At 63.5% G+C, this 22,688-nt stretch carries 17 protein-coding genes; 9 read left to right on the forward strand and 8 right to left on the reverse strand.

Annotation, left to right across the window (positions count from 1 at the left end; genetic code table 11):
- Positions 1–119: 119 nt before the first annotated feature.
- From AC07WT_RS06690 to AC07WT_RS06700, 3 genes are all read left to right on the forward strand, one after another.
- Complete coding sequence (locus AC07WT_RS06690; RefSeq protein WP_494946484.1) at positions 120–1,466, forward strand: adenylosuccinate synthase; 1,347 nt, start codon at positions 120–122, stop codon at positions 1,464–1,466.
- Positions 1,467–1,469: 3 nt separating this feature from the next.
- On the forward strand, positions 1,470–2,060 hold the full coding sequence (locus tag AC07WT_RS06695; protein ID WP_492592928.1) for a phosphoribosyltransferase: 591 nt from the start codon (positions 1,470–1,472) through the stop codon (positions 2,058–2,060).
- A 277-nt stretch (positions 2,061–2,337) separates the two neighbouring features.
- Positions 2,338–4,224, forward strand: a complete 1,887-nt coding sequence (locus AC07WT_RS06700) for a potassium transporter Kup (RefSeq protein ID WP_494946485.1) — start codon at positions 2,338–2,340, stop codon at positions 4,222–4,224.
- 146 nt (positions 4,225–4,370) lie between these two features.
- Here AC07WT_RS06700 and AC07WT_RS06705 read toward each other — a convergent pair whose 3' ends face one another.
- The gene (locus tag AC07WT_RS06705) at positions 4,371–6,722 is read right to left on the reverse strand and encodes a Tex family protein (RefSeq protein ID WP_492592930.1); all 2,352 of its coding nucleotides are present in this window, start codon (positions 6,720–6,722) and stop codon (positions 4,371–4,373) included.
- A 310-nt stretch (positions 6,723–7,032) separates the two neighbouring features.
- Between AC07WT_RS06705 and AC07WT_RS06710 the strand changes: the two genes are divergently transcribed.
- The 3 genes from AC07WT_RS06710 (at position 7,033) to yoaA (ending at position 10,653) form a co-directional block, all read left to right on the forward strand.
- Positions 7,033–7,977, forward strand: coding sequence for a hypothetical protein (locus AC07WT_RS06710; RefSeq protein ID WP_494948387.1), 945 nt, complete (start codon positions 7,033–7,035; stop codon positions 7,975–7,977).
- A gap of 129 nt (positions 7,978–8,106) precedes the next feature.
- Positions 8,107–8,325, forward strand: a complete 219-nt coding sequence (locus AC07WT_RS06715; RefSeq protein ID WP_492592932.1) for a DUF465 domain-containing protein — start codon at positions 8,107–8,109, stop codon at positions 8,323–8,325.
- A gap of 63 nt (positions 8,326–8,388) precedes the next feature.
- Positions 8,389–10,653 carry a DNA repair helicase YoaA gene (gene yoaA, locus AC07WT_RS06720; RefSeq protein ID WP_494946486.1) on the forward strand — a complete coding sequence of 755 codons (2,265 nt, stop codon included), beginning with the start codon at positions 8,389–8,391 and terminating at the stop codon, positions 10,651–10,653.
- A gap of 148 nt (positions 10,654–10,801) precedes the next feature.
- Here the strand turns inward: yoaA and AC07WT_RS06725 are convergent, their stop codons facing one another.
- A complete protein-coding gene (locus tag AC07WT_RS06725; protein WP_492592934.1) occupies positions 10,802–11,062 on the reverse strand; it encodes a hypothetical protein in 261 nt (86 codons plus the stop codon).
- A gap of 233 nt (positions 11,063–11,295) precedes the next feature.
- Positions 11,296–12,537 (reverse strand): JmjC domain-containing protein, encoded by a 1,242-nt coding sequence (locus AC07WT_RS06730; RefSeq protein ID WP_494946487.1) that lies wholly within the window; start codon positions 12,535–12,537, stop codon positions 11,296–11,298.
- A gap of 32 nt (positions 12,538–12,569) precedes the next feature.
- Between AC07WT_RS06730 and AC07WT_RS06735 the strand changes: the two genes are divergently transcribed.
- The gene (locus AC07WT_RS06735; RefSeq protein WP_494946488.1) at positions 12,570–13,112 is read left to right on the forward strand and encodes an FKBP-type peptidyl-prolyl cis-trans isomerase; all 543 of its coding nucleotides are present in this window, start codon (positions 12,570–12,572) and stop codon (positions 13,110–13,112) included.
- Here AC07WT_RS06735 and AC07WT_RS06740 read toward each other — a convergent pair.
- The 4 genes from AC07WT_RS06740 to AC07WT_RS06755 all read right to left on the reverse strand — a co-directional run bounded on the left by AC07WT_RS06740 (position 13,092) and on the right by AC07WT_RS06755 (position 19,576).
- On the reverse strand, positions 13,092–14,462 hold the full coding sequence (locus tag AC07WT_RS06740) for a hypothetical protein (protein ID WP_494946489.1): 1,371 nt from the start codon (positions 14,460–14,462) through the stop codon (positions 13,092–13,094). The genes AC07WT_RS06735 and AC07WT_RS06740 overlap by 21 nt on opposite strands.
- On the reverse strand, positions 14,449–17,136 hold the full coding sequence (mutS, locus tag AC07WT_RS06745) for a DNA mismatch repair protein MutS (RefSeq protein ID WP_494946490.1): 2,688 nt from the start codon (positions 17,134–17,136) through the stop codon (positions 14,449–14,451). The genes AC07WT_RS06740 and mutS overlap by 14 nt, the downstream gene beginning before the upstream one ends.
- A 125-nt stretch (positions 17,137–17,261) precedes the next feature.
- A complete protein-coding gene (gene lplT / locus AC07WT_RS06750) occupies positions 17,262–18,689 on the reverse strand; it encodes a lysophospholipid transporter LplT (protein WP_494946491.1) in 1,428 nt (475 codons plus the stop codon).
- 83 nt (positions 18,690–18,772) lie between these two features.
- Positions 18,773–19,576, reverse strand: a complete 804-nt coding sequence (locus AC07WT_RS06755) for an inositol monophosphatase family protein (RefSeq protein ID WP_492592940.1) — start codon at positions 19,574–19,576, stop codon at positions 18,773–18,775.
- A gap of 372 nt (positions 19,577–19,948) precedes the next feature.
- Here AC07WT_RS06755 and AC07WT_RS06760 point away from each other — a divergent pair, with 372 nt between their 5' ends.
- Positions 19,949–20,776 carry an RNA methyltransferase gene (locus tag AC07WT_RS06760; protein WP_492592941.1) on the forward strand — a complete coding sequence of 276 codons (828 nt, stop codon included), beginning with the start codon at positions 19,949–19,951 and terminating at the stop codon, positions 20,774–20,776.
- A 245-nt stretch (positions 20,777–21,021) separates the two neighbouring features.
- Positions 21,022–21,855 carry a serine O-acetyltransferase gene (cysE, locus tag AC07WT_RS06765; RefSeq protein ID WP_492592942.1) on the forward strand — a complete coding sequence of 278 codons (834 nt, stop codon included), beginning with the start codon at positions 21,022–21,024 and terminating at the stop codon, positions 21,853–21,855.
- A gap of 35 nt (positions 21,856–21,890) precedes the next feature.
- Here the strand turns inward: cysE and AC07WT_RS06770 are convergent, their stop codons facing one another.
- Complete coding sequence (locus tag AC07WT_RS06770; RefSeq protein WP_494946492.1) at positions 21,891–22,688, reverse strand: UDP-2,3-diacylglucosamine diphosphatase; 798 nt, start codon at positions 22,686–22,688, stop codon at positions 21,891–21,893.

Genomic DNA, 22,688 nt, shown 5'->3' on the forward strand with positions numbered 1-22,688 from the left:
CGGCCGCGCTATTTTCGATATACCCACCATAACGTGCATACCGTTGAGCGGAAACGGAAAAATTCGGAAGGTTCCGCGAACATAGGTAGAATACGTTTTTAACCAGCTTACGAAACAACATGTCTGCCAGCGCAGTGAATGTGAACCCCGGGCGTAACGTCGTCGTCGTGGGGACCCAGTGGGGTGATGAAGGCAAGGGCAAGATCGTCGACTGGCTGACGGACCACGCCCAAGGCGTCGTTCGCTTCCAGGGCGGTCACAATGCCGGTCACACGCTTATCATCGGCGGCAAGAAAACCATCTTGCGTCTGATTCCGTCGGGCATCATGCATCCCGGCGTCGCGTGCTACATCGGCAATGGCGTCGTGTTGTCGCCGGAAGCGCTGTTCAAGGAAATCGGCGAGCTCGAAGCCGCCGGGGTCGATGTCCAGAATCGCCTCTTCATTTCCGAAGCCACCACTCTGATCCTGCCGTACCACATCGCTATCGACCAGGGCCGCGAAGCGCGCCGTGGCGCGAGCAAGATCGGCACGACCGGCCGCGGCATCGGCCCGGCTTACGAAGACAAGGTGGCGCGCCGCGGTCTGCGCGTGCAGGACCTGTTCGATCCGGTCACCTTCGCCGAACGTCTGCGTGAAAATCTCGACTATCACAACTTCGTGCTGACGCAGTACCTGGGCGTCGCCGCTGTCGACTTCCAGCAAACGCTCGACACGATGCTGAGCTATGCCGACCGTCTGAAGCCGATGGTGACCGACGTGTCGCGCCGTCTGTACGACGAGAACGCCGCCGGCAACAACCTGCTGTTCGAAGGCGCGCAAGGCACGCTGCTCGATATCGACCACGGCACGTATCCGTTCGTCACGTCGAGCAATTGCGTGGCCGGTGCGGCCACCGCGGGCGCTGGCGTCGGTCCGCAAAAGCTGAACTACATTCTCGGCATCACCAAGGCGTACTGCACGCGCGTCGGTTCGGGCCCGTTCCCGAGCGAACTGTACGACGCGGATAACGCCGCCCGTCAGGAAGCGATCGGCCTCGAACTGGCGACCGTCGGCAAGGAATTCGGTTCGGTCACGGGCCGTCCGCGCCGCACCGGCTGGCTCGACGCCGCCGCGCTGCGCCGCTCGATCCAGATCAACGGCGTGTCAGGTCTGTGCATGACCAAGCTCGACGTGCTCGACGGCCTTGACGAAGTGAAGCTGTGCGTCGGCTATAGGGTCGACGGCAAGCATGTCGACCTGCTGCCGCGTGGCGCATCGGAAGTTGCGCGTTGCGAACCGGTGTACGAAACCTTCGCGGGCTGGAAGGAAAGCACCGTCGGCATCAAGGAATGGGACAAGCTGCCGGCGAATGCGCGTGCGTATCTGTCGCGTGTGCAGGAAGTCGCGGGCATTCCGATCGACATGGTGTCGACCGGTCCGGATCGCGACGAAACCATTCTGCTGCGTCATCCGTTCAAGGTTTAAGCCATGGTGCAAGGTGTGCCCATGATTGCGATGAAAGATCCGCGCAACGACGACAAGAACCTGTGGGTCGGCTGGGACGAGTATCACCGGCTGATCGAACTGCTGGCGCTGGCCGTGCATGAATCGGGCTGGAAGTTCGACCAGATCCTGTGTCTCGCGCGCGGCGGTTTGCGCGTCGGCGATCAGCTGTCGCGTATCTACGATCTGCCGCTGGCCATTCTCGCCACCAGTTCGTACCGTGAAGCGGCCGGCACGGAGCAGGGCGAACTCGACATTGCGCAATACATCACGATGACGCGCGGCGAGCTGTCCGGCAACGTGCTGCTGGTCGACGATCTGGTCGATTCCGGCGTGACGCTGGCGCGCGTGCAGCAGCATCTGAAGGAACGCTATCCGGCCATCACGTCGGTGCGCTCGGCGGTGCTGTGGTACAAGGGCTGCTCGAAGGTGAAGCCCGACTATCACGTGCAGTATCTGCCCACGAACCCGTGGATTCATCAGCCGTTCGAGGAGTGGGACACGGTTCGTCCGCATAACCTCGGCGCATGGATCAAGCGCGGTATGGCGCAAGCGCAGGAGTCGTCGGGGGCGTGATGCGCGCAGCGACATCGCGCGTATTGAGTCGCATCCAGAAGACGGAGCCCGGTTGGGCTCCGTTTTTTTGTGTCCGCGGCGTGCGAATGGGGCTTCGGATGCGCCGTCGCTATGGTGGTGCCGGCGAAGGTCCTGATGTGGCAGACGCCTTCAAATCGCAGTGCTACACTGCGCGGACCATCCACGTGGTGTATCCACAACAAACCGGGCGGCGCCAAGCGGGCAGTTTAGAATAGCGGTCGTTTTTTCCGCCCAGGGAACGGATTTCCTCGCGTCTATGACAGATAACAATCACGTGCACAAACAGCCTCTGCCTTCCCTCGCGCTTGCCGCGATCGGAGTGGTATTCGGCGATATCGGCACGAGCCCGTTGTACGCGCTGAAAGAAGCGTTCAGCCCGTCACACGGCATTCCGCTGACCGATCAATCGATTCTGGGCGTGATTTCGCTGCTGTTCTGGGCGATCGTGATCGTGGTCTCCGTCAAGTACGTGTTGTTCGTGATGCGCGCGGACAACAACGGCGAAGGTGGCGTCCTCGCGCTGATGGCGCTGGCGCTGCGCTCGTTTAGCGAGAAGTCGAAAGCGGCCGGCTTGCTGATGATGCTCGGGATCTTCGGCGCCTGCATGTTCTATGGCGACGCGGTGATTACGCCCGCCATCTCGGTGATCTCGGCGGTGGAAGGTCTGGAGATCGCCGCGCCCAATCTGTCCCATCTCGTGGTGCCGCTGACGATCGTGATCCTCGTGCTGTTGTTCTGGATCCAGCGGCACGGCACCGCCACCGTCGGCCGCCTGTTCGGACCGATCATGGTGCTGTGGTTCCTGGTGCTCGCCGCGCTTGGCCTGTGGCATATCGTGCAATCGCCGAACGTGATCCGCGCACTGAACCCGTATTACGCCTACACCTTTATGGCCACGCACGTGTTGCAGGCCTACGTGGTGCTCGGCTCGGTCGTGCTGGTGCTGACCGGCGCCGAGGCGCTGTACGCCGATATGGGCCACTTCGGCGCGAAGCCGATCCGCATGGCGTGGTACGTGCTTGTGATGCCTTCGCTGGTGCTGAATTATTTCGGCCAGGGCGCGCTTCTGATGCACGACGCGAAGGCCATCGAAAACCCATTCTTCCTGCTCGCACCCGATTGGGCGTTGCTGCCGCTTGTCGTGCTGTCTACCGTGGCGACAGTGATCGCATCGCAAGCAGTGATTTCCGGCGCCTATTCGTTGACGAGCCAGGCGATCCAGCTCGGCTACGTGCCGCGCATGAAGATCCTGCACACGTCCGAACTGGCGATCGGCCAGATCTACGTGCCGGTGGTGAACTGGATGCTGCTGTTCATCATTCTGTGCATCGTGATCGCGTTCAAGAGCTCGGATAACCTCGCCGCCGCGTACGGTATCGCGGTGACCGCGACCATGGTGATCACCACGGTCCTCGCCTGCGTCGTGATGGTGAAGGTGTGGAAATGGAACAAGCTCCTCGTGGCGCTGATCATCGGCGTGTTCATGGTGGTCGATCTGGGCTTTTTCGGCGCCAATCTGCTGAAGGTCGAAGAGGGCGGCTGGCTGCCGCTCTGTATCGGCGCGCTGCTGTTCTTCCTGCTGATGACGTGGTTCAAGGGCAGGATGATCGTCAAGGAACGTACAGCCGCCGACGGTATTCCGCTGATGCCGTTCCTGCAAGGTTTGCTCGCACATCCACCGCATCGCGTGTCGGGTACCGCGATCTATCTGACCGGCAGCGATTCGCTCGTGCCGGTGAGCCTGCTGCACAACCTCAAGCACAACAAGGTGCTGCATGAGCGCACCATCTTCCTGACTTTCGTGACGCGAGATATTCCGTACGTGAACGACGCGGAACGCGTGACGGTGAAGGATATCGACGGCGGTCTGTATCTCGTCAAGGCGGCGTACGGTTTCAATGAAACGCCCGACGTGAAGGCCGTGTTACTCGAGGTGGGCCGCACGCACGACATGACGTTCGAGATGATGGACACGTCGTTCTTCCTCGCGCGTGAAACGGTGGTGCCGACGCAATTGCCGGGCATGTCGGTGTGGCGCGAGCGCGTGTTCGCGTGGATGCATCAGAACGCAGCCAAGCCGACCGACTTCTTCAGCATTCCAGCGAATCGGGTCGTGGAGTTGGGCACGAAGATCGAGATCTGACGGACCTCGTTTCAACGTGCCTCGCGTGTTGAGGCGGCAAACAAAAAGCCCACGCAGTTGCGTGGGCTTTTTGTTTGCCGCCTGATCTCATGAGTGAGCATCAGCGACGTCAGCGCGCGAGTGCATCACGCGCTGAACGCACGAGCCTATTTCTGCTTGAGCTTGGCGAACGCAGCGGCCATCGCGCCGCCCGGTTCCGGCTCGCGCGAGCGCTGTTGCGGTGCGCCGCGTCCGCCGCCGTTCGAACGGCCGAAGCCGCCGCGATCCTGCTGGGCGCCGCCGCCGCTGCGCGGTGCTGCCGCTGCGCCGAACTCGTCATCCAGACGCATCGTCAGCGCAATCCGCTGGCGCTTGACGTCGACCTCAAGCACTTTCACCTTGACGATCTGACCAGCCTTGACCACTTCGTGCGGGTCTTTGATGAACTTGGTCGACATTGCCGACACGTGCACCAGACCATCCTGATGCACGCCCACGTCGATGAACGCGCCAAAGGCCGCCACGTTCGTCACGACGCCTTCGAGCACCATGCCCGGCGTCAGATCGCTGACCTTCTCGACGCCTTCGCGGAAAGTTGCGGTCTTGAACTCGGGGCGCGGATCGCGGCCCGGCTTTTCGAGTTCGAGCAGAATGTCGCGCACGGTCGGCAGGCCGAAACGTTCGTCGACGAATTCCGCCGGCGACAGACCACGCAGCGCGTCGCGATTGCCGAGCACTTCACCCACATGCTTGCTGATCTTCGCGAGCATCCGTTCGACGACCGGATACGCTTCCGGGTGAACCGACGAGCGGTCGAGCGGGTTCTCGCCGTTGTTGATACGCAGGAAGCCCGCGGCTTGTTCGAACGTCTTGTCGCCCAGACGCGGCACCTTGCGCAGGTGTTCGCGCGACGGGAACGGGCCGTTCGCATCGCGGTAATCGACGATGTTGCGCGCGAGTGTCGCGTTCAGACCCGACACGCGCGCGAGCAGTGCGACCGACGCCGTATTCGCATCCACGCCGACCGCGTTCACGCAATCTTCGACCACCGCATCCAGCGAACGCGCCAGTTCGCGCTGATTCACGTCGTGCTGGTACTGGCCGACACCGATTGCCTTCGGCTCGATCTTCACGAGTTCAGCGAGCGGGTCCTGCAGACGGCGCGCGATCGACACCGCACCGCGCAGCGACACGTCCATCTCGGGGAATTCCTTCGCCGCGAGTTCCGACGCCGAGTACACCGACGCGCCGGCTTCGGACACGACGATCTTCTGCAGCTTGAACTCCGGATGGCGCGCGATCAGTTCGCTCGCGAGCTTGTCCGTCTCACGCGACGCCGTGCCGTTACCGATGCTGATCAGCTCGGCTTGCGTCTGCGCGCAGATGCGCGCGAGTTTCGCGATCGAGCCGTCCCAATCGCGGCGCGGCTCGTGCGGATAGATCGTGTCGGTGACGAGCACCTTGCCGGTCCGGTCGACCACGGCGACCTTCACGCCGGTGCGCAGCCCCGGATCGAGGCCGATCACGGCCTTCGGGCCCGCCGGCGCGGCCAGCAGCAGATCCTTCAGATTGCGTGCGAACACGCGAATCGCTTCGTGCTCGGCTTCGTCGCGCAGATTGGTCAGCAGTTCGTTTTCGAGGTGCGGCTGCACCTTCACGCGCCAACACCAGCGGCACACGTCGGAGAGCCACTTGTCGGCCGGCCGGTTCTGATTGGCGATGCCGAAATGCCGTGCGATCAGCGCTTCGCCCGGATGCGGCACCTGCGCGTCGAGTTCTTCGCCGAGGCCCAGCTTGACCATCAGCACGCCGGCGTTGCGGCCGCGGAACAGCGCCAGCGCGCGATGCGACGGCACGGTCTTGATGGTTTCCGCATAGTCGTAGTAATCGCGGAATTTTTCTTCTTCCGCGTTTTCCTTGCCTTCGACCACCTTGGACGACACCACGCCCTGGTTGAACAGGTAATCGCGCAGCTTGCCGAGCAGTTCGGCGGTTTCGCCGAATTGTTCGGAAAGGATATCGCGCGCGCCGTCGAGCGCGGCCTTGACATCCGCGACGCCTTTCTCGGCGTCCACGTAAGCGGCGGCTTCGGTTTGCGGGTCGAGCAGGGGATTGGCCAGCAGCGCGTCGGCAAGCGGCTGAAGGCCGGCTTCGCGGGCGATCTGCGCGCGCGTACGGCGCTTGGGCTTATACGGGAGATACAGGTCTTCCAGAACCTGCTTGCTGTCGGCGCCTTCGATCGCGGCGCGCAACTCGTCGGTGAGCTTGCCCTGTTCGTCGATGCTGGCGACGATCGCGGCGCGCCGGTCTTCCAGCTCGCGCAGATACAGCAGGCGTTCCTCGAGATTGCGCAGTTGCGTGTCGTCGAGGTTGTCGGTCACTTCCTTCCGGTAGCGGGCGATGAACGGAACAGTCGCTCCTTCGTCGAGAAGTTGCACCGCGGCCGCGACCTGGCGCGGCTGGACGGACAGTTCGGCGGCGATGCGCTGTACGATCTTGAGTGCTACGGTTTCCGTCATAAGGTCTTGGTGTTCCTGCCGGACTCAATCAAAGGCCGCGCTACGACACGTCGGGGCACGCCGGGCGTGCGCACTGCGGCCAGGTTGCTGAAGCGGGGCATTTTGCCATAAATGCCAAAGGGCTCAACCGCAGGGTGATAGAATTTCGGGCATGTTCCGTTGACGATCTACGACGTTGCCGATCTCCTTGTCCCTCAACCGCCTGGGCTCCCGCTTGGTCTCTCGCTTGTCACAATTGCCGTCACTTTTGCCGCTTTCGCCACTCACTTCGCTTATGTCGTCGGTGCGGTCCGTGTTCAAGTTCGCGCGCATGTCCAATGGGACGTCTTTTGTGTCGTGCGCCATCGCCGCCTCGATTACCGCCTCGATCGCCGTATGTGCGCCAGCTTCGGCGCAGCAGCAGCCCGCAGCGCCGATCGGCAGCAGCGCGGCGTTGTCCGCGGGTGGTCTCGCGCCGGCGGCCGCTTCCGGCGCGCAGGCCTCGGGCGCTGTGGACAATACGGGCGCCGGCAGCGCGGAACCCTCCGGCAACAGCTTCGAAGCGCGGCAAAAAGTCCTGGACCAGCGCAGCGAGGAGAATAACTATCGCTACGCCGTCGCCGAGCACGATTGTTATAGCAAGTTCCTGGTGAACTACTGTCTCGGCAAGGCGCGCGACAGAATGCGTATGGTGCAGGCCGACATTCGCAAGGAGCAGCTCGCGCTCGACGGCGAACAGCGCGCGGCGCGGGCCCGTCAGCGCGACGAACAGGCTGCGCTCAAACGCGCGCAGGACGAAGCGAACGCGCCGCAGCGCGCCGCCGAGGACGCGCGTAACGCGCAGGCGTACGAGGACAAGCAGCGTCAGCACCAGCTCGATCAGGCGCAGCGCGCAGCCGAGGCACCGCAGCGCAGCGCCAACGCCCAGGCGTATCAGGAAAAGCAGCGTCAGCACGCACTGGATCAGGCGCAGCGCGGCGTCAGCCCGTCGCAAGCCGCCGCCAACAGCCAGGCGTACGATCAGAAGCAGGCCGACTTCCAGCGCAAGCTCGACGAGGCGCATCGGCAGGCTGCGCAAAAGGCCCAGGAGCGCGTCCAGAAACAGCAGAGCTTCGAGAAGAAGCAGGCCGATGCGGCGCAACACAAGGCCGACGTCGAGGCGCGTCAGAAGCAGGCGGCCGAGAAGGCCGAACAGAAACGCCAGGACCAGTTGAAACAGCAGCAGCAACTCGAACAGCAGCAAAAGCAGCAGAAGCAACAGCAGCAAGGGCAGTAGCCGTTCGGTAGCCGGCTCCAGCTGGGTTGTAGCAGGGCAGTAGTCGCCAACACGTGTTTTAAGCCGGACAGCAACCTCAGGCATCGGGCCGAACCGCGCAGCCCGTGCCGCTCACGAGAGGAGGCGAGCATGCGCGATCAACATCACGTCGTCGACGCGAACACACTTCGCGACCGAATTCTGCAACTGGAATCGGAGCATAGTGGGCTCGATCGTTTGATCGACCGAATGTCGGATGAGCCCGGCATCGACGACTTCGAGTTGCAGCGCCTGAAAAAGCGCAAACTCAAAGTCAAGGACACCATCATCTTGCTGCAATTGCAGCTCGAACCGGACGCGCGAGCCTGAGTTCGCGGCCTGGCAGGCGCCGGGTCGCGTCGCGCGCGCCGGACTTTGCAGGAAACGCTTGCCTTGAATTCACCGCTTGTAACTTCATCCCGCACGAGCCCGGACGATGACGCCGCTGCGGCCGGCACTGCGCCGGCCCGCGCTGGTGCGCCCACGTTGGCCGCCGCGCTGAATCCGCGCCGCGTCGCCGAGCTCGACGATATCTTCGCCGCCGACGGCCTGCTTGCGCGTCAGATCGACGGTTACCGGCCGCGCGCGTCGCAGATCGAAATGGCGCGCGCCGTGGCCGCGGCTATGGAGGCATCGGGCCGCGCCATGCCCGAGCCCGCGATGTTCGAAGCGCAGAAGCGTCCCGCACGGCGTCTGCCGACGCAGGGCGCAGACGGAGCTGCGCCGGCCGCAGAAGCATCGGCAACCGACGAAGCGAGCGGTCTCGACGGCAGCGAAAACACGCTGATCGTCGAGGCGGGGACGGGCACCGGCAAGACCTATGCGTATCTGGTGCCGGCCATGCTGTGGGGCGGCAAGGTGATCGTCTCCACCGGTACCAAGCACTTGCAGGACCAGCTCTTTCAGCGCGACATTCCGACCGTGCGCGATGCGCTGGCCGTGCCGGTGTCGGTCGCGATGCTCAAAGGTCGCGCGAACTACCTGTGTCATTACTACCTGCAGCGCACCGCGGATAACGGACGCCTGCCGTCGCGTCAGGAAACCTCGTATCTGCAGGACATCGTCCGCTTCGCGAAGATCACGCGCACCGGCGACAAGGCCGAGCTCGCGAGCGTGCCGGAAACGGCGGCGGTGTGGTCGATGGTGACGTCGACTCGTGAGAATTGTCTCGGCCAGGAGTGCCCGCATTACAAGGAGTGCTTCGTGATGCAGGCGCGGCGCGAGGCGCAGCAGGCCGATATCGTGGTGGTCAATCACCATCTGTTTTTCGCCGACATCATGTTGCGCGATACCGGCATGGCTGAATTGCTGCCCACGGCCAACACGATCATCTTCGACGAAGCGCATCAATTGCCGGAGACCGCAACGCTGTTCTTCGGCGAGACGCTGTCGACCGCGCAGTTTCTCGAACTCGCGCGCGATTCGGTGGCGGAAGGCCTGGGCCATGCGCGCGAGGCGATCGATTGGGTGAAGCTGGGCGCGACGCTCGAACGCGCGGCGCGCGACGTGCGGCTCGCTTTCAAGGAAGACTCGGTGCGCCTGTCGATCGGTCAGTTGCCCGACGATCATCCGCTGTTCCCCGCGCTCGAAACGCTCGAAACCGAACTCGATGCATTGGCGTCCGCGTTGGCTGGCCAGGCCGAGCGCGCCGAATCCATCGGCGCGTGTTTGCGCCGCGCGCGCGAGCTGCAAGGCGTGCTCGCGGGCTGGACTACGCCACCCACCGAAACCGAGCGCGAAGCCGCTGACGCCGCCGCGGCGGATGCCAAGGGAGAGCGCGTCGATCCGAATGAAAAGGTGCGCTGGATCGAAGTCTTTTCGCATACGGTGCAATTGCACGAAACACCGCTGTCGGTCGCGCCGATCTTCGCCAGGCAGCGTGCCGGCGTGCCGCGCGCATGGATCTTCACGTCGGCCACCTTATCGGTGCGCGGCGACTTCACGCACTACGCGGCGCAGATGGGCCTGAACGCAAAACGTTCGATGACGCTGCCGAGTCCTTTCGATTACCCGACGCAAGGGCTCCTGTACGTACCGCGCAATTTGCCGCAGCCTTCGTCGCCGATGTTTACCGACGCCGTGTTCGACGCCGCGTTGCCCGCGATCGAAGCGTCGGGCGGCGGTGTGTTCATGCTGTGCACGACGCTGCGCGCGGTCGACCGTATCTCGGCCAAGCTGCGCGATACGATCGAAGCGCGTGGCTGGAATTACCCGTTGCTCGTCCAGGGCGACGCGAGCCGTACGGAGTTGCTCGATCGCTTCCGCTCCTACGGCAATGCGATTCTGGTGGGCAGTCAGAGTTTCTGGGAAGGTGTGGATGTGCGCGGCGATGCGCTGTCGCTGGTCGTGATCGACAAGCTGCCGTTCGCGCCGCCTGACGATCCGGTGCTGTCGGCGCGGCTCGACGCGCTGACGAAGAAAGGGTTGAGCCCGTTCGCCGTTCATCAGTTGCCGCAGGCTGTGATTACGCTGAAGCAGGGCGCTGGGCGTCTGATTCGCGCTGAGACCGATCGCGGCGTGCTGATGATCTGCGATACCCGTCTCGTCGACAAGCCCTATGGGCGCCGTATCTGGCAGAGCCTGCCGCCATTCAAACGCACTCGCGAGATCGACATCGTGCGCGAGTTTTTCGAAGAGAATGCAACGCCGGCTCAGTAAACCAAGTGGTGGGCGCCGTTATAAAAAGACGGCCCTTAAATGACAAAACGCCACGGAGGTGAATCCGTGGCGTTTTGCTTTACTGCCCGGGAAATCAAGGTGATTTCCCGATACAGTTTTCGCCCAGAGGCGAACCCTATGCGACAGCTTACTGGCTTGCGCCCGAAGCCGGAGCAGCAGCCGAAGCAGCAGCGCCTGCGTCCGAAGCAGCGGCAGTAGCCGAAGCACCAGCATCGCTCGCAGCAGCAGCCGCACCCGAAGCAGCAGCAGCTGGCTCCGAAGCAGCAGCAGCCGGTGCCGAAGCAGCAGCTGCTTCGCTAGCCGGAGCTGCAGCTTGGTCGCTGCTCTTGTTGCATGCAGCCAGTGCCACAGCTGCCAACAGGGATGCTACGAGGAGGGATTTCTTCATGATCACGTCCTTTTATGGTTAAAGGTAAGCAACAGCGCAAAATAATACCGGTAAATGTGCTCCAACACCGACCTGGGCCGCTGGTGGAGACGCTCTTTTTGGCGAGCGTGAATCTTCCCTACGGCTTGGGCGGAAATTATATGCACTTTCGTACTGACAGTCGATCAATCCGGGGTCAATACGTTGTCTTTCTCATACAAAATTTCACAGTACGGTATTACAAGCAGGCAGACTTACACAAGCTCGCCCACTTGTATCCAGCCCGCACAATACCACTCGTGCAGCAGTGCTGTCACCGACGAATCGTATGAGAGTGTTACAAAGCGTTTCGCACTCATAGACCGCCAATCGGCGAGATCAAACAACCACTTTTTCCCGCCAACAAACGCTGTTTCCTCTCCATTTACGAAGAAAAAACGGCGGTTGTACAACAAACTGGTCTTGCGATCCAGCCGAACGCCGGACTTCGACGCCTGGCTGATGAAACGGGCCTCATTGAGGGGCCGCTGCGGCGGATCGAAGACGACACTCGGCTTCGGTTCGCTGAGATATGAGCCCAGGAACGACGCAATGTCCTGCTCATTCCATTTGACGGCAGCAAGAATCGCTCCAACCCTTTCGACCAGCGCCGCTGGCAATTCTGCCGGCCGGTCGATGGCGGGTTGCTGCGGATCGCGATAAAGCACATTGGGTCGCACTGCCGACTCGCCGCGCTCGGCCAGGTGGTAGAGAAACTGCGCGGTCAGCTCGCTCGCCGACGGCGCGCGAAAGCCGATCGAGCAGGTCATGCATTCGCCTTCCGCGACACCGTCGTGCGCGATATGCGGCGGCAGATACAGCATGTCGCCGGGCTCAAGCAGCCATTCCTCTTCCGGTTCGAAGTGCTGTAAAACTTTCAAAGGCAGTCCCGGTTGCAGCGTCAGGTCCTTCTGCGCGCCGATGCGCCAGCGGCGCTTGCCTTTGACCTGCAAGAGAAACACGTCATAAGAATCGAAGTGGGGGCCCACGCCGCCGCCGTCGGTCGCGTACGAAATCATCAGGTCGTCCAGACGCGCATCCGGCACGAAGCGGAAGCGGTCGAGCAACGCCCGCGCGCGATCGTCGTAAAGATCCACGCCTTGCACGAGCAGCGTCCATGCGCGCTGCTTGACCGACGGCAGTTCGTCGGCCGCGAACGGGCCGTGCTCCAGTTGCCATTTGTTGCGAAAGTGCGTGATCAGGCGTGCTTCGACTTCGTCTTTATCCGCCAGATCGAAAAATTCGTCGCGCGACAGCGGCGCCTCGACGTTCGGGATCGCCTGGCGGATCAGCAGGGGCTTCTTCTGCCAGTAGCGGCGCATGAATTGCGACGGCGTCAGATTGCCAAGCAGCGGCGTTGGCGTGTCAGGCGAGGGGGGCAGAACCGGCTTCGAAGCCGGTGAAGAATTCCGTGCCGAAGCTGTGTCGGCCGGGTGGTCAGTGGGCCGCTTGGGCATCGTATAATGTGAGTTGTATTCTGGAGAATCGAATGAAAATCGCAAAGAACACCGTCGTGTCGGTCGCTTACAAGCTGTCGGATGCGCAGGGCAATCTGATTGAAGAAAGCGACGAGCCGATGGTCTATCTGCACGGCGGCTATGATGGCACGTTCCCCAAGATCGAGGAAGAGCTCGACGGCCACGAGGCCGGCTTCGAGACCCAGATCCAGCTCGAGCCGCAAGACGCATTCGGCGAGTACGATCCCGACCTCGTGAAGATCGAGCCGCGCAATCGCTTCCCGGAACCGCTCGAAGTCGGCATGCAGTTCGAAGGCACGCCGGAAGAAGGCGATGAGGACCTCGATTCGCTCGTCTACGTGGTGACCGACGTCGCGGAAGACAAAGTCGTGCTCGACGGCAACCATCCGCTCGCCGGCATGGCGCTGCGCTTCGCGCTGACGGTCAAAGACGTGCGTCCGGCAACCGAAGACGAAATCCAGCACGAACATGCGCACGGCGCTGACGGCCTGGAAGTCCTCGACGAAGACGAAGACGACGAAGAAGACGGCAAGTCAGGGCCCACGCTGCACTGAGCTGGCCGGCGCACCGGGAATGCCTGGCGCGCTTGTTGGTGTGCTTGTTGGTGTGCTTGTTGGTGTATGAGGCAGAGCGGTCGAGGCGGGAGCGTTCCCGTTTTCGTCCACTGGCGCGTGGCGTTGCTGATCCAGTTGCTGTTGGTCCAACTGCCTCTGATCCAGCTGCTTTTGATCCAATTGTGGCTGCCCCGGCATCTGCAACAAAGGCGGCAATTCCGAAGCGGGGCCAAGCGCCGGCACAGCCGGCATCGACGCTGCCGGCTCCTCATGCGCTGGCGCAGGTTGCGCCGTGGGCATCGGCATCTGCTTGGGCACGTCGCGCACACTTACGCGGAACGGCGGCTTCTTGCCAAGATCCGCTTCAATTCGAATCCACTGGTTAAGACGATCATGCGGCGCAAGCGCGACACGCGTGAGATTCGTTACCAGCATCCCCTTGTCATTGCGTAACGGCTGATCGATCACGAAGCCGGCGCTCGCGCGCTCGTCGTTGCAATGAATCAGCAGCACCGGTCCGTGAAAAATCTGCGCGAGTTTGACGAGGCTGCGTTTGAATTCCAGAAAGCCGTCCCGGCGCGTGTTGCGCGTAAAGCGCAGCCATGCGAAACGGTCTGGCCGTTCGTAACGCTCCGCCTCGGGATCGCCCTGAATGAACACAACGATCGCGCGCGCGTCGCGCCGTTTCGCGTATTCGGCGGCATGTTCGAGCCAGAACGCATTGGCGATCACGCGATCTTCGAATTCGCCGTTGCGCCCGCCCGCGGTCAGATAGTGATTGTTCGGACCCGGCGCGTTCAGGCCGACGAAAACCGTATCCCCGACTTGCCAGCGCACGTTCTCGCGAAACGGTCGAAAGCGCGACACCTCGCTTTCGCGCGTCAACGCGATCGGGTTCTGGCCCATCGACGCGGCGTCGGCGAACAGCGTCTGGCGCAACTGATCGAGCCGTTCGACCGGATCGAAGCCGCCGGCCTCAGCGGTGCCGCAGTCGGTCCAGTCGTGTTGGCCCGGAATGAAGAAGAGGGCGGGCCGCGACGTTTCGAGCAGCGTGTGACGCCGTTCGTATAACGCGTCGCGGCAAGCTTCTTTCGCACCCTTCAGGTTGCCGTCGTAGACGACGAAAGATATCTCGCGGTCACGGCCGATCGCGTCGATCAGCCGTTGTGTCGGCGCTTCGTCCGCGGGACTTTGCATCGTGCCGGCGATGATCGCGAACGCGAAACGCGGCGCTTCCGCGTGCGCGAGCCGCATACCGACGCCCGCAAGCGTCAGCGTAAGGGCAACGGTCAGCGCCGCGCACCGTGTGCGCGGGCGCTGCGAGGGCCTGGGTGTGTCAATGATCCGCATCCGGCGCGGCGGCCAGGTCGTGAAGTTCGTACAGCAGATCGAGCGCTTCACGCGGGCGCAAATCGTTCGGGTCGATTGCGCGCAGGCGCTCGACGAGTGCCTGCATGGCCGGCGATGCCGCCGCCGTGCCCGGCTTGACGTCGGGTTCGTCGTCGGTGTCTTCGAGCAGCATCGGCATGGGCGCCGCGAACAGATCGAGTTGCGGCGCGGGCTGCGCCGCCGATTGCTGTTCGAGATGCGCGAGATGCTTGCGCGCCGCGCGAATCACCGCGTTCGGCACGCCGGCCAGTTGCGCGACCTGCAGGCCATAGCTCTGATTCGCCGGCCCTTCGCTGACCGCGTGCAGGAACACGATGCCGTGCCCATGCTCGACCGCCGACAAGTGAACGTTGGCCGCGTGCGGAAACTCGGCGGGCAACTGGGTCAACTCGAAGTAGTGGGTCGCGAACAGCGTGTGGCAGCCGTTGTGCGCGAGCAGATGCCGCGCGATCGCCCACGCCAGCGCGAGACCGTCGAAGGTCGAGGTGCCGCGGCCGATTTCATCCATCAGCACGAGGCTTTGCGGCGTCGCATCGTTCAGGATCGCGGCGGCTTCAGTCATCTCGACCATGAAGGTCGAACGCCCGCCCGCCAGATCGTCGGCCGCGCCGATACGCGTGAAGATGCGGTCGATCGGCCCGAAGGCGGCGCGCCGTGCCGGCACATAACTGCCCACATACGCGAGCAACGCGATCAACGCGGTCTGCCGCATGAAGGTCGACTTACCGCCCATGTTCGGGCCGGTAATCAGCAGCAGTTTGCGCTCCGGCGCGAGCGTGCAGTCGTTCGCGATGAACTGCTCGACCTGCGCCTCGACGACCGGGTGGCGGCCTTGTTCGATTTCGATGCCGGCGGTCGGCGAGAACGTCGGCGCGACCCAGTCGAGCGCGCGAGCGCGTTCGGCGAATGCCGCCAGCAGATCCAGCTCGGCGAGCGCTGCGGCGACGCGCTGACAGTCCGCGATAAACGGCAGCAGCGCTTGCAGCAGCGCGTCGTACAGCGAGCGTTCGCGGGCCAGCGCGCGCTCCTGCGCGGACAGTGCCTTGTCCTCGAAGGTTTTCAGTTCGGGCGTGATGTAACGCTCGGCGTTCTTCAGCGTCTGACGGCGGCGGTAGTCGTCCGGCACCTTGTCGGTCTGGCCGCGCGTGACTTCGATATAGAAGCCGTGCACCTTGTTGTACTCGACGCGTAGATTGCTGATGCCGGTGCGTGCCCGTTCGCGCGTTTCGAGGTCGATCAGGAATTGCCCGCAATTCTCCGAAATATCTCGTAACTCGTCGAGTTCCGCGTCGTAGCCGCGCGCGATCACACCGCCGTCGCGCACCATCGCTGCGGGTTCCTCGGCGACCGAGCGCTTGAGCAGTTCGACACATGCTTGCGGCGGTTCCAGCGACGCGTCGATGCGCGCCAGCGAATCTGCATTAGACGAGATGATCGCGAGCTGCGTGCGCAGTTCGGGCAACGCAATGAACGTATCGCGCAGGCTCGACAGATCTCGGGGCCGAGCCGACAGCAGCGCCAGACGCCCAGTGATCCGTTCGATATCGGAAATCTGCCGCAACGCGCCGCGCAGCGAATCGACGCTCGCGCCGGCCGGCGCGTCGAGCAACTCGCCGATCGCCTGTTGGCGCGCTTGCGCAATCGCGGCTTCGCGCGGCGGATGATGCAGCCAGTGACGCAACAGGCGGCTGCCCATCGTCGTGCAGCAGGTGTCGAGCAGTGAACACAGCGTTGGCGATTCAGTGCCGCGCAGCGTTTCCGTGAGTTCGAGGTTGCGACGGGTGGCGGGGTCGAGGCCGATGTATTCGGATTCGTATTCGACTTTCAGGCTGCGCACATGGCGCAATTGCTGGCCTTGCGTGGCCGCTGCATACAGCAGCAACGCACCGGCCGCGCCGCATGCGCTTGTCAGCGAATGCGCGCCGAAGCCGTCGAGCCCCGCTACTTCCAGCTGGTCGCACAGGCGTTGCGTGCCCGACGCGATATCGAAGTGCCACACCGGCACGCGGGTGAGGGCCCCGGCATTGACCGGCGGCTGCCAGCTTGCGGAGTCGGCCGACGTATCGGCCACGAGGATTTCCGCGGGACGAATCCGCTCGAGCGCGGCAGCGACCTGATCCAGTGCGACCTCCGCGAGGCGCAACGCGCCGCTCGCCAGATTCAGCCACGCGAGCCCGACGCTGGTGGCGACGCCGCGGCGGTTATGCGCGACGCACATGGCGAGCAGGTAGACGTCGCTCTTATCGGATAGCAGCGCGGCATCCGTCAGCGTGCCCGGCGTGACGACGCGCACCACTTTGCGCTCGACCGGACCTTTCGAGGTGGCCGGATCGCCGATCTGTTCGCAAATCGCGACGGATTCGCCAAGCTTCACGAGCTTGGCCAGATACTGTTCGACCGCGTGGTGCGGTACGCCCGCCATCTTGATCGGATTGCCCGCCGATGCGCCACGCTGCGTCAGTGTTAAATCGAGCAGACGTGCGGCCTTTTCCGCGTCTTCGAAAAAGAGTTCGTAGAAGTCGCCCATCCGGTAGAACACCAGCGTGCCCGGATGGTCCGCTTTGATGCGTAAATACTGCTGCATCATTGGCGTGTGTTGTGCGACGTCATTGGCCGCTGCGGTTTGAATGCCCATCCTCGGTGTCTTCTTGCGTTAGCTGTTCAGGGCGTGAGTTTAACCTGCCGGCGCGGTGAACGGACCCTGGCCGAACGGCCAATCCGTATCCCAAAGCGCGCGCCGTCACGCGAAATTTCGCGCCGTCACTCTTCGACCAGCGCCCGCATGTCCACCGTGCGCTCATTCACCGCGCTGCGCCGTTTCGCGAGCCACATCATGAACGTCACGAAGCTGCCGAACACGACGATGATCCATTGCGCCGGCATCTTCGCCGTCAACAGCAGCGCGTAGGCGCCGAGCATCAGCAGCACGGCCAGATTCTGGTTGAAATTCTGCACCGCGATCGAATGCCCTGCGGAGAGCAGCGTCGCGCCGCGGTGCTGGAGAATCGCGTTCATCGGCACGATAAAAAAGCCGGATAGCGCGCCGAGCAGGATCATCAGCGGATAGGCGAGCAAGATATAGAACGGCGCGACGTACGAGCCGATGCGGATGCCGGCGCCCGCGGGAAACAGGTCCTTGTTGTAGAACGCCACGGCGATCGCGACCGCGCCGGTGAGGATGCCGACCGGCAGCACACGCAGCGAGCGGCGCAAGGGTATCCACGCAGCCGCGGCGGCCGCGCCGACTGCAATGCCGAGACCCGTGACGCCTTGCATCACCGCCGCTTTGGACAGCGACAGCCCGAGGTTCACGTTGGCCCATTTGAGCACCAGCAATTGCAGCGTGACCGCGCCGCCCCACATCAGCGTCGTCACCCACAGCGCGATCTGCGCGAGCTTGTCGGCCCACAACACGTTGAAGCAGTTCACGAAGTCGCCGACCAGCTTCTTCGGCTCCGTCAGACGGTTCGGATAACGTGCGCCGGTATCGGGAATGAAGATGTTGATCGCGGCGGCGATCGCGTAGGTCACCATCACCGCGAACATCGCCAGATCGGCGGCGGAGCGGATCAATGGCGGATGCGCATGCGCGACGAATTTCTCCGCGAAGGTGCTGATCAGCGCGCCGCCGACCATTGTGCCGACGATGGTCGAGAGCACCGTGGCCGATTCGAGCCAGGCGTTCGCCTTGACGAGTGTTTCGGCGGGCAGCAGTTCCGTGAGAATGCCGTACTTGGCCGGCGAATAGGCAGCCGCGCCGAAGCCGACCACGCCGTACGCGATCATCGGATGAACGCCGGCGATCATCATCAGGCAGCCGCTCGCCTTCAGCGCGTTCGAGACGAACATCACGTGCCGCTTTTGCATCGCATCGGCGAACGCGCCCACGAACGGCGCGAGCAAGACGTATGAGACGGTGAAGAAAATCTGCAGGAGGGGCGTGACCCAGGCGGCCGAGCGGATCACCGACAGCAACGCGATGGCGGCGATCAACAGTGCATTGTCCGCGAGCGACGAAATGAACTGCGCCGCGATGATTGTGTAGAAGCCTTTTTTCATGAAGCGGATTGGAAGCTGCGCGGCACTCTCGCGCGAAGCGGGGCGCTGCAAAAAACGCGCACAACGCACCTGACGTTTCGAGGCGCGCCGGCGCGGCTTCCTGCTTTGTAGCACGAACGCCCACCGCATGCAGGCGCGCCAACGACAAAGCGGCCGAAGCCGCTTTGTCGTGCTGCCTGGAGCCGGCGCGCAATCCGCCGGACAAAACGGCCTTAGGCCGGTTGCTGGCGGGTACGGCTGAAGCGCGACAGGATAGGGATCATTTGCGCATACACCTTCGGATTGCCAGCGACGATTTCGCCCACGTGCAGGAAGTCCGAGTCGCCCGTGTAGTTGCCCACCAGACCGCCGGCTTCCGTGATCAGCAGGCTGCCCGCGGCGACGTCCCACGGACTCAGACCCTGCTCGAAGAAGCCGTCCATGCGGCCCGCGGCGACGTTCGCGAGATCCAGCGCGGCGGCGCCCGGACGGCGCAGGCCGGCACAAGCCGCGGTCATTTCGGCGAACTGGCGGGCGTAGGCTTCGATGCCGTCTTTTTCGCGGAACGGGAAGCCCGTGCCGATCAGGCCGTCGGCCAGACGGTCGCGCTTGGCCACGCGAATGCGGCGATCGTTCAGGTACGCGCCGCGGCCGCGCGAGGCGGTGAACAGGTCGTTGCGGGTCGGATCGTAGACCACGGCCTGCGACACGACGCCCTTGTGCGCGAGCGCGATCGACACGCAGTAATACTGGAAACCGTGGATGAAGTTGGTGGTGCCGTCGAGCGGATCGATGATCCACTGAAATTCGGATTCGTTATCCGACAGACCGGATTCTTCGGCGAGAATTGCGTGATCGGGGTAGGCGGTCTTCAGCGTATCGATGATCGCCGCTTCAGACGCTTTGTCGACCTCCGTGACGAAATCGTTGTGCTGTTTCTTGCTGACCTGGAGCAGATCGAGGTCGAGCGACGCGCGGTTGATGATCTGTGCTGCGCGGCGCGCGGCCTTCACGGCGATATTGAGCATGGGATGCATGAGCCTGGATCCTTGTGCCGGGGCAGCACGGCTGCTTACCGGTAAATGAGCGATGAATGAGCGATGAATGAGCTGTAATTAAGCGCAAACGACGCGCAAACTAAACGCGGAAACAACACGGAACGCACGTCCGATACAGGACCCGGTGCGCATTCCGCCGACGGAGACAAATTGAATAAGAACGAGGCGCTCGTACGAAGACGGCGCGAATTTTAGTATTTTACCTGAGTCCGGGACGCTCCGGCAGCGCACGCGATATTGGCCGCCGTATCGGCACATTGATGGCCGCGTTCGTGCGCCTGGCGTGGACAATTCGGAGCCGGCCCCGGTTGGCGCTACCATACGCGTTCTTTCAGCTTGCCGAATTCCATCGTGGACCACACCCACCATTCTTCCGATCCTGCCGTCATGGACCTGCGCGGCGGTTTCACGTCGACCCGTTTCGTACTCGTCGAACCGAGTCATCCCGGCAATGTGGGGGCGGCGGCGCGCGCGCTGAAAACCATGGGCTTTTCGCGCCTCGTGCTGGTGTCGCCGCGCGTGCCGCACGTGCAGAGCGATCCTGAAGCCGTCGCCATGGCGAGCGGCGCCGACGACGTGCTGGCGTCCGCGCACGTCGTGCCGACGCTGGCCGATGCGTTGAACGGCGTGCATTGGTCGATCGCGCTGACCGCGCGGCTGCGCGAATACGGGCCGCCGCAACTGACGCCGCGTGCGGCCGCAAGCGTTGCGCGCGAGCACGCGGTGCACGGCGAGATCGCACTGGTGTTCGGTAACGAGCGCACCGGTTTGTCGAACGAGGACGTCGAGCGCTGCAGCGCGCTCGCGCACATTCCGGCCAATCCGGCCTACAGTTCGCTCAATCTGGCGCAGGCCGTGCAGGTACTGTCGTATGAGTTGCGCACGGCGTACCTGGCCGCGGACGACGCCGTGCCCTCGGCGGTTCAGGCGCCCGCGGGGCAGAGCGAGCCGGTCGGTGCTCGGGCAGCGAGCGACGAAATCGAAAGCATGTACGCGCATCTGGAAAGTGCGCTGGTCGCGCTCGATTTTCTCGATCCCGCCAATCCGAAGAAGCTGATGTCGCGCCTGCGGCGGCTATTCGCGCGTTCCGGGCTGGAGCGCGAGGAAGTGAACATCGTGCGCGGCATCGCCAAGCACATTCTGCTGAAGACCAAACGCCCCGGTGACGACGACTCTTAACCGGGCCGCCGGGCCGCAAGCCAGGCTGCGGGCGGCAATCTCGATGCAGCAAAGAGCGGTCTGGCCGACGGCCCCGCGACGGCCTTGCGCCCCTGCCGGCAGCGTGGGCTTCCGGCAAGTTCGGCGCAATCGACCTACAATCGCTCGAAACGTTCTAAGCAAAGCTGCCGGTCTGCTATGCGGCAGGCATCCGTCGCGTGGTTTTTCCGCGTCGACGGTTTTTTCCCCACAACCACGTCCCTGCCATGTTCACGAGACTTCGCGAAGACATCGCCACGATCCGCGAGCGCGATCCCGCCGCCCGCAGCGCCTGGGAAGTCCTCACGTGTTATCCGGGGCTGCACGCACTCGTGCTGCACCGGCTCGCACATGCTTGCTGGAGCGCAAAGCGCCGCTGGCTCGCGCGTTTCATCTCGCAGATGGCGCGCTTCATGACCGGCATCGAGATTCATCCGGGCGCGACGGTAGGCCGCCGCGTGTTCATCGATCATGGCATGGGTGTAGTGATCGGCGAAACCGCACAAATCGGCGACGACTGCACGATCTATCAGGGTGTGACGCTCGGCGGCACCTCGCTTACGCGTGGCGCCAAGCGTCATCCGACGCTCGAGCGCGGCGTGATCGTCGGCGCGGGGGCGAAGGTGCTCGGCGGCTTTACGATTGGCGCGGACGCGAAGATCGGCTCGAACGCGGTGGTCACCAAGCCGGTGCCGGCACGCGGCACGGCGGTGGGCAATCCGGCGCGGATCATCGTCCCGGCGGGCGCTGCCACGGCTTTGGCCGAGGCGGGCGCGTCCGCGATCGGCGCGGCGCGCGAGTCGAAAGCCGCCACGGAACGCAGCGCGTTTTGTGCGTACGGCATCACGCCGAACGCGGACGATCCGGTGTCGCTGGCGATTCACGGGCTAATCGATCACGCGGCCACGCAGGCTCAGCGTATCGATGAAATCGTCGTCGCGCTGGAGCGGCTGGGGACCAGCCTGGAAGGACTGCAAGGCGCCGATGCGGCGCTGCTCGATCTGCGGCGTCTGTCGGCCGCGATTGCAGGAAAAGTGGAAGGGACGGTGGCGGAGCGCTAACGCGCTTGCCCTGATGGGCTTGCTTCAAGCTCGTTTCAATCGAGCGGCCATGCCCGGATTCCGTCCGCGTCGATCCGCAGATAACCGCCCCGGCGCACGCCGTGGTCGAGATCCCAATCGGGCAGGACCCAGCGCGTGCCGCCCGGTTCGCGATGCCGCGCCGGCCGATGCGTGTGCCCATGAATGATCGTGGCCGTTTTCGTCGACTTGAATAGCGCCGCCACGCCTTTCGCCGTTACGTCGTACTTGGACGAAACCGGGCGCGAGCGGCCTTCTTCGCTCTTCGAGCGCATGCGTTCCGCGAGCGCCTGGCGCCAGCGAAACGGCCACGCGAGAAACAGCATCTGCGCGAAACCGCTGCGCGCAAAGCACCGAAACAGCTGATAGCCATGATCGGCTGTGCACAGCCCGTCGCCGTGCGCGAGCGCAATGCGCGTGCCGAATGCGGTGATCACGAACGGATCGGGTAGCCAGATTGCGCCGGCCGCTTTCATGAAACGCTTGCCCAGCAGAAAATCGCGATTGCCGTGCATGATGTAAAGCGCAATGCCGCGCTCGGACAGCGTGTGCAGCAACGCCGCCATGCGCGCCGCGAACGGTTCGACGAGCATGTCGTCGCCGATCCAGTATTCGAACAGATCGCCGAGAATGAAAACCGAATCCGCCTGCTCGGCGGTGACGCGGACAAAGTGTTCGAACGCGGCGACCGTGCGCGGGATCGCCTCGCTCAGGTGAATATCGGAGAGGAAAAAAAACGGGCGTGCGGCGTGCGGGCGTTTGCCCTCGCCAGGCACGCCCGCGGCGACGCTTCGCAGCGGCGTTTCTTGCAGCAT

The organism is Paraburkholderia sp. GW821-FHT02A12, from assembly GCF_059422005.1.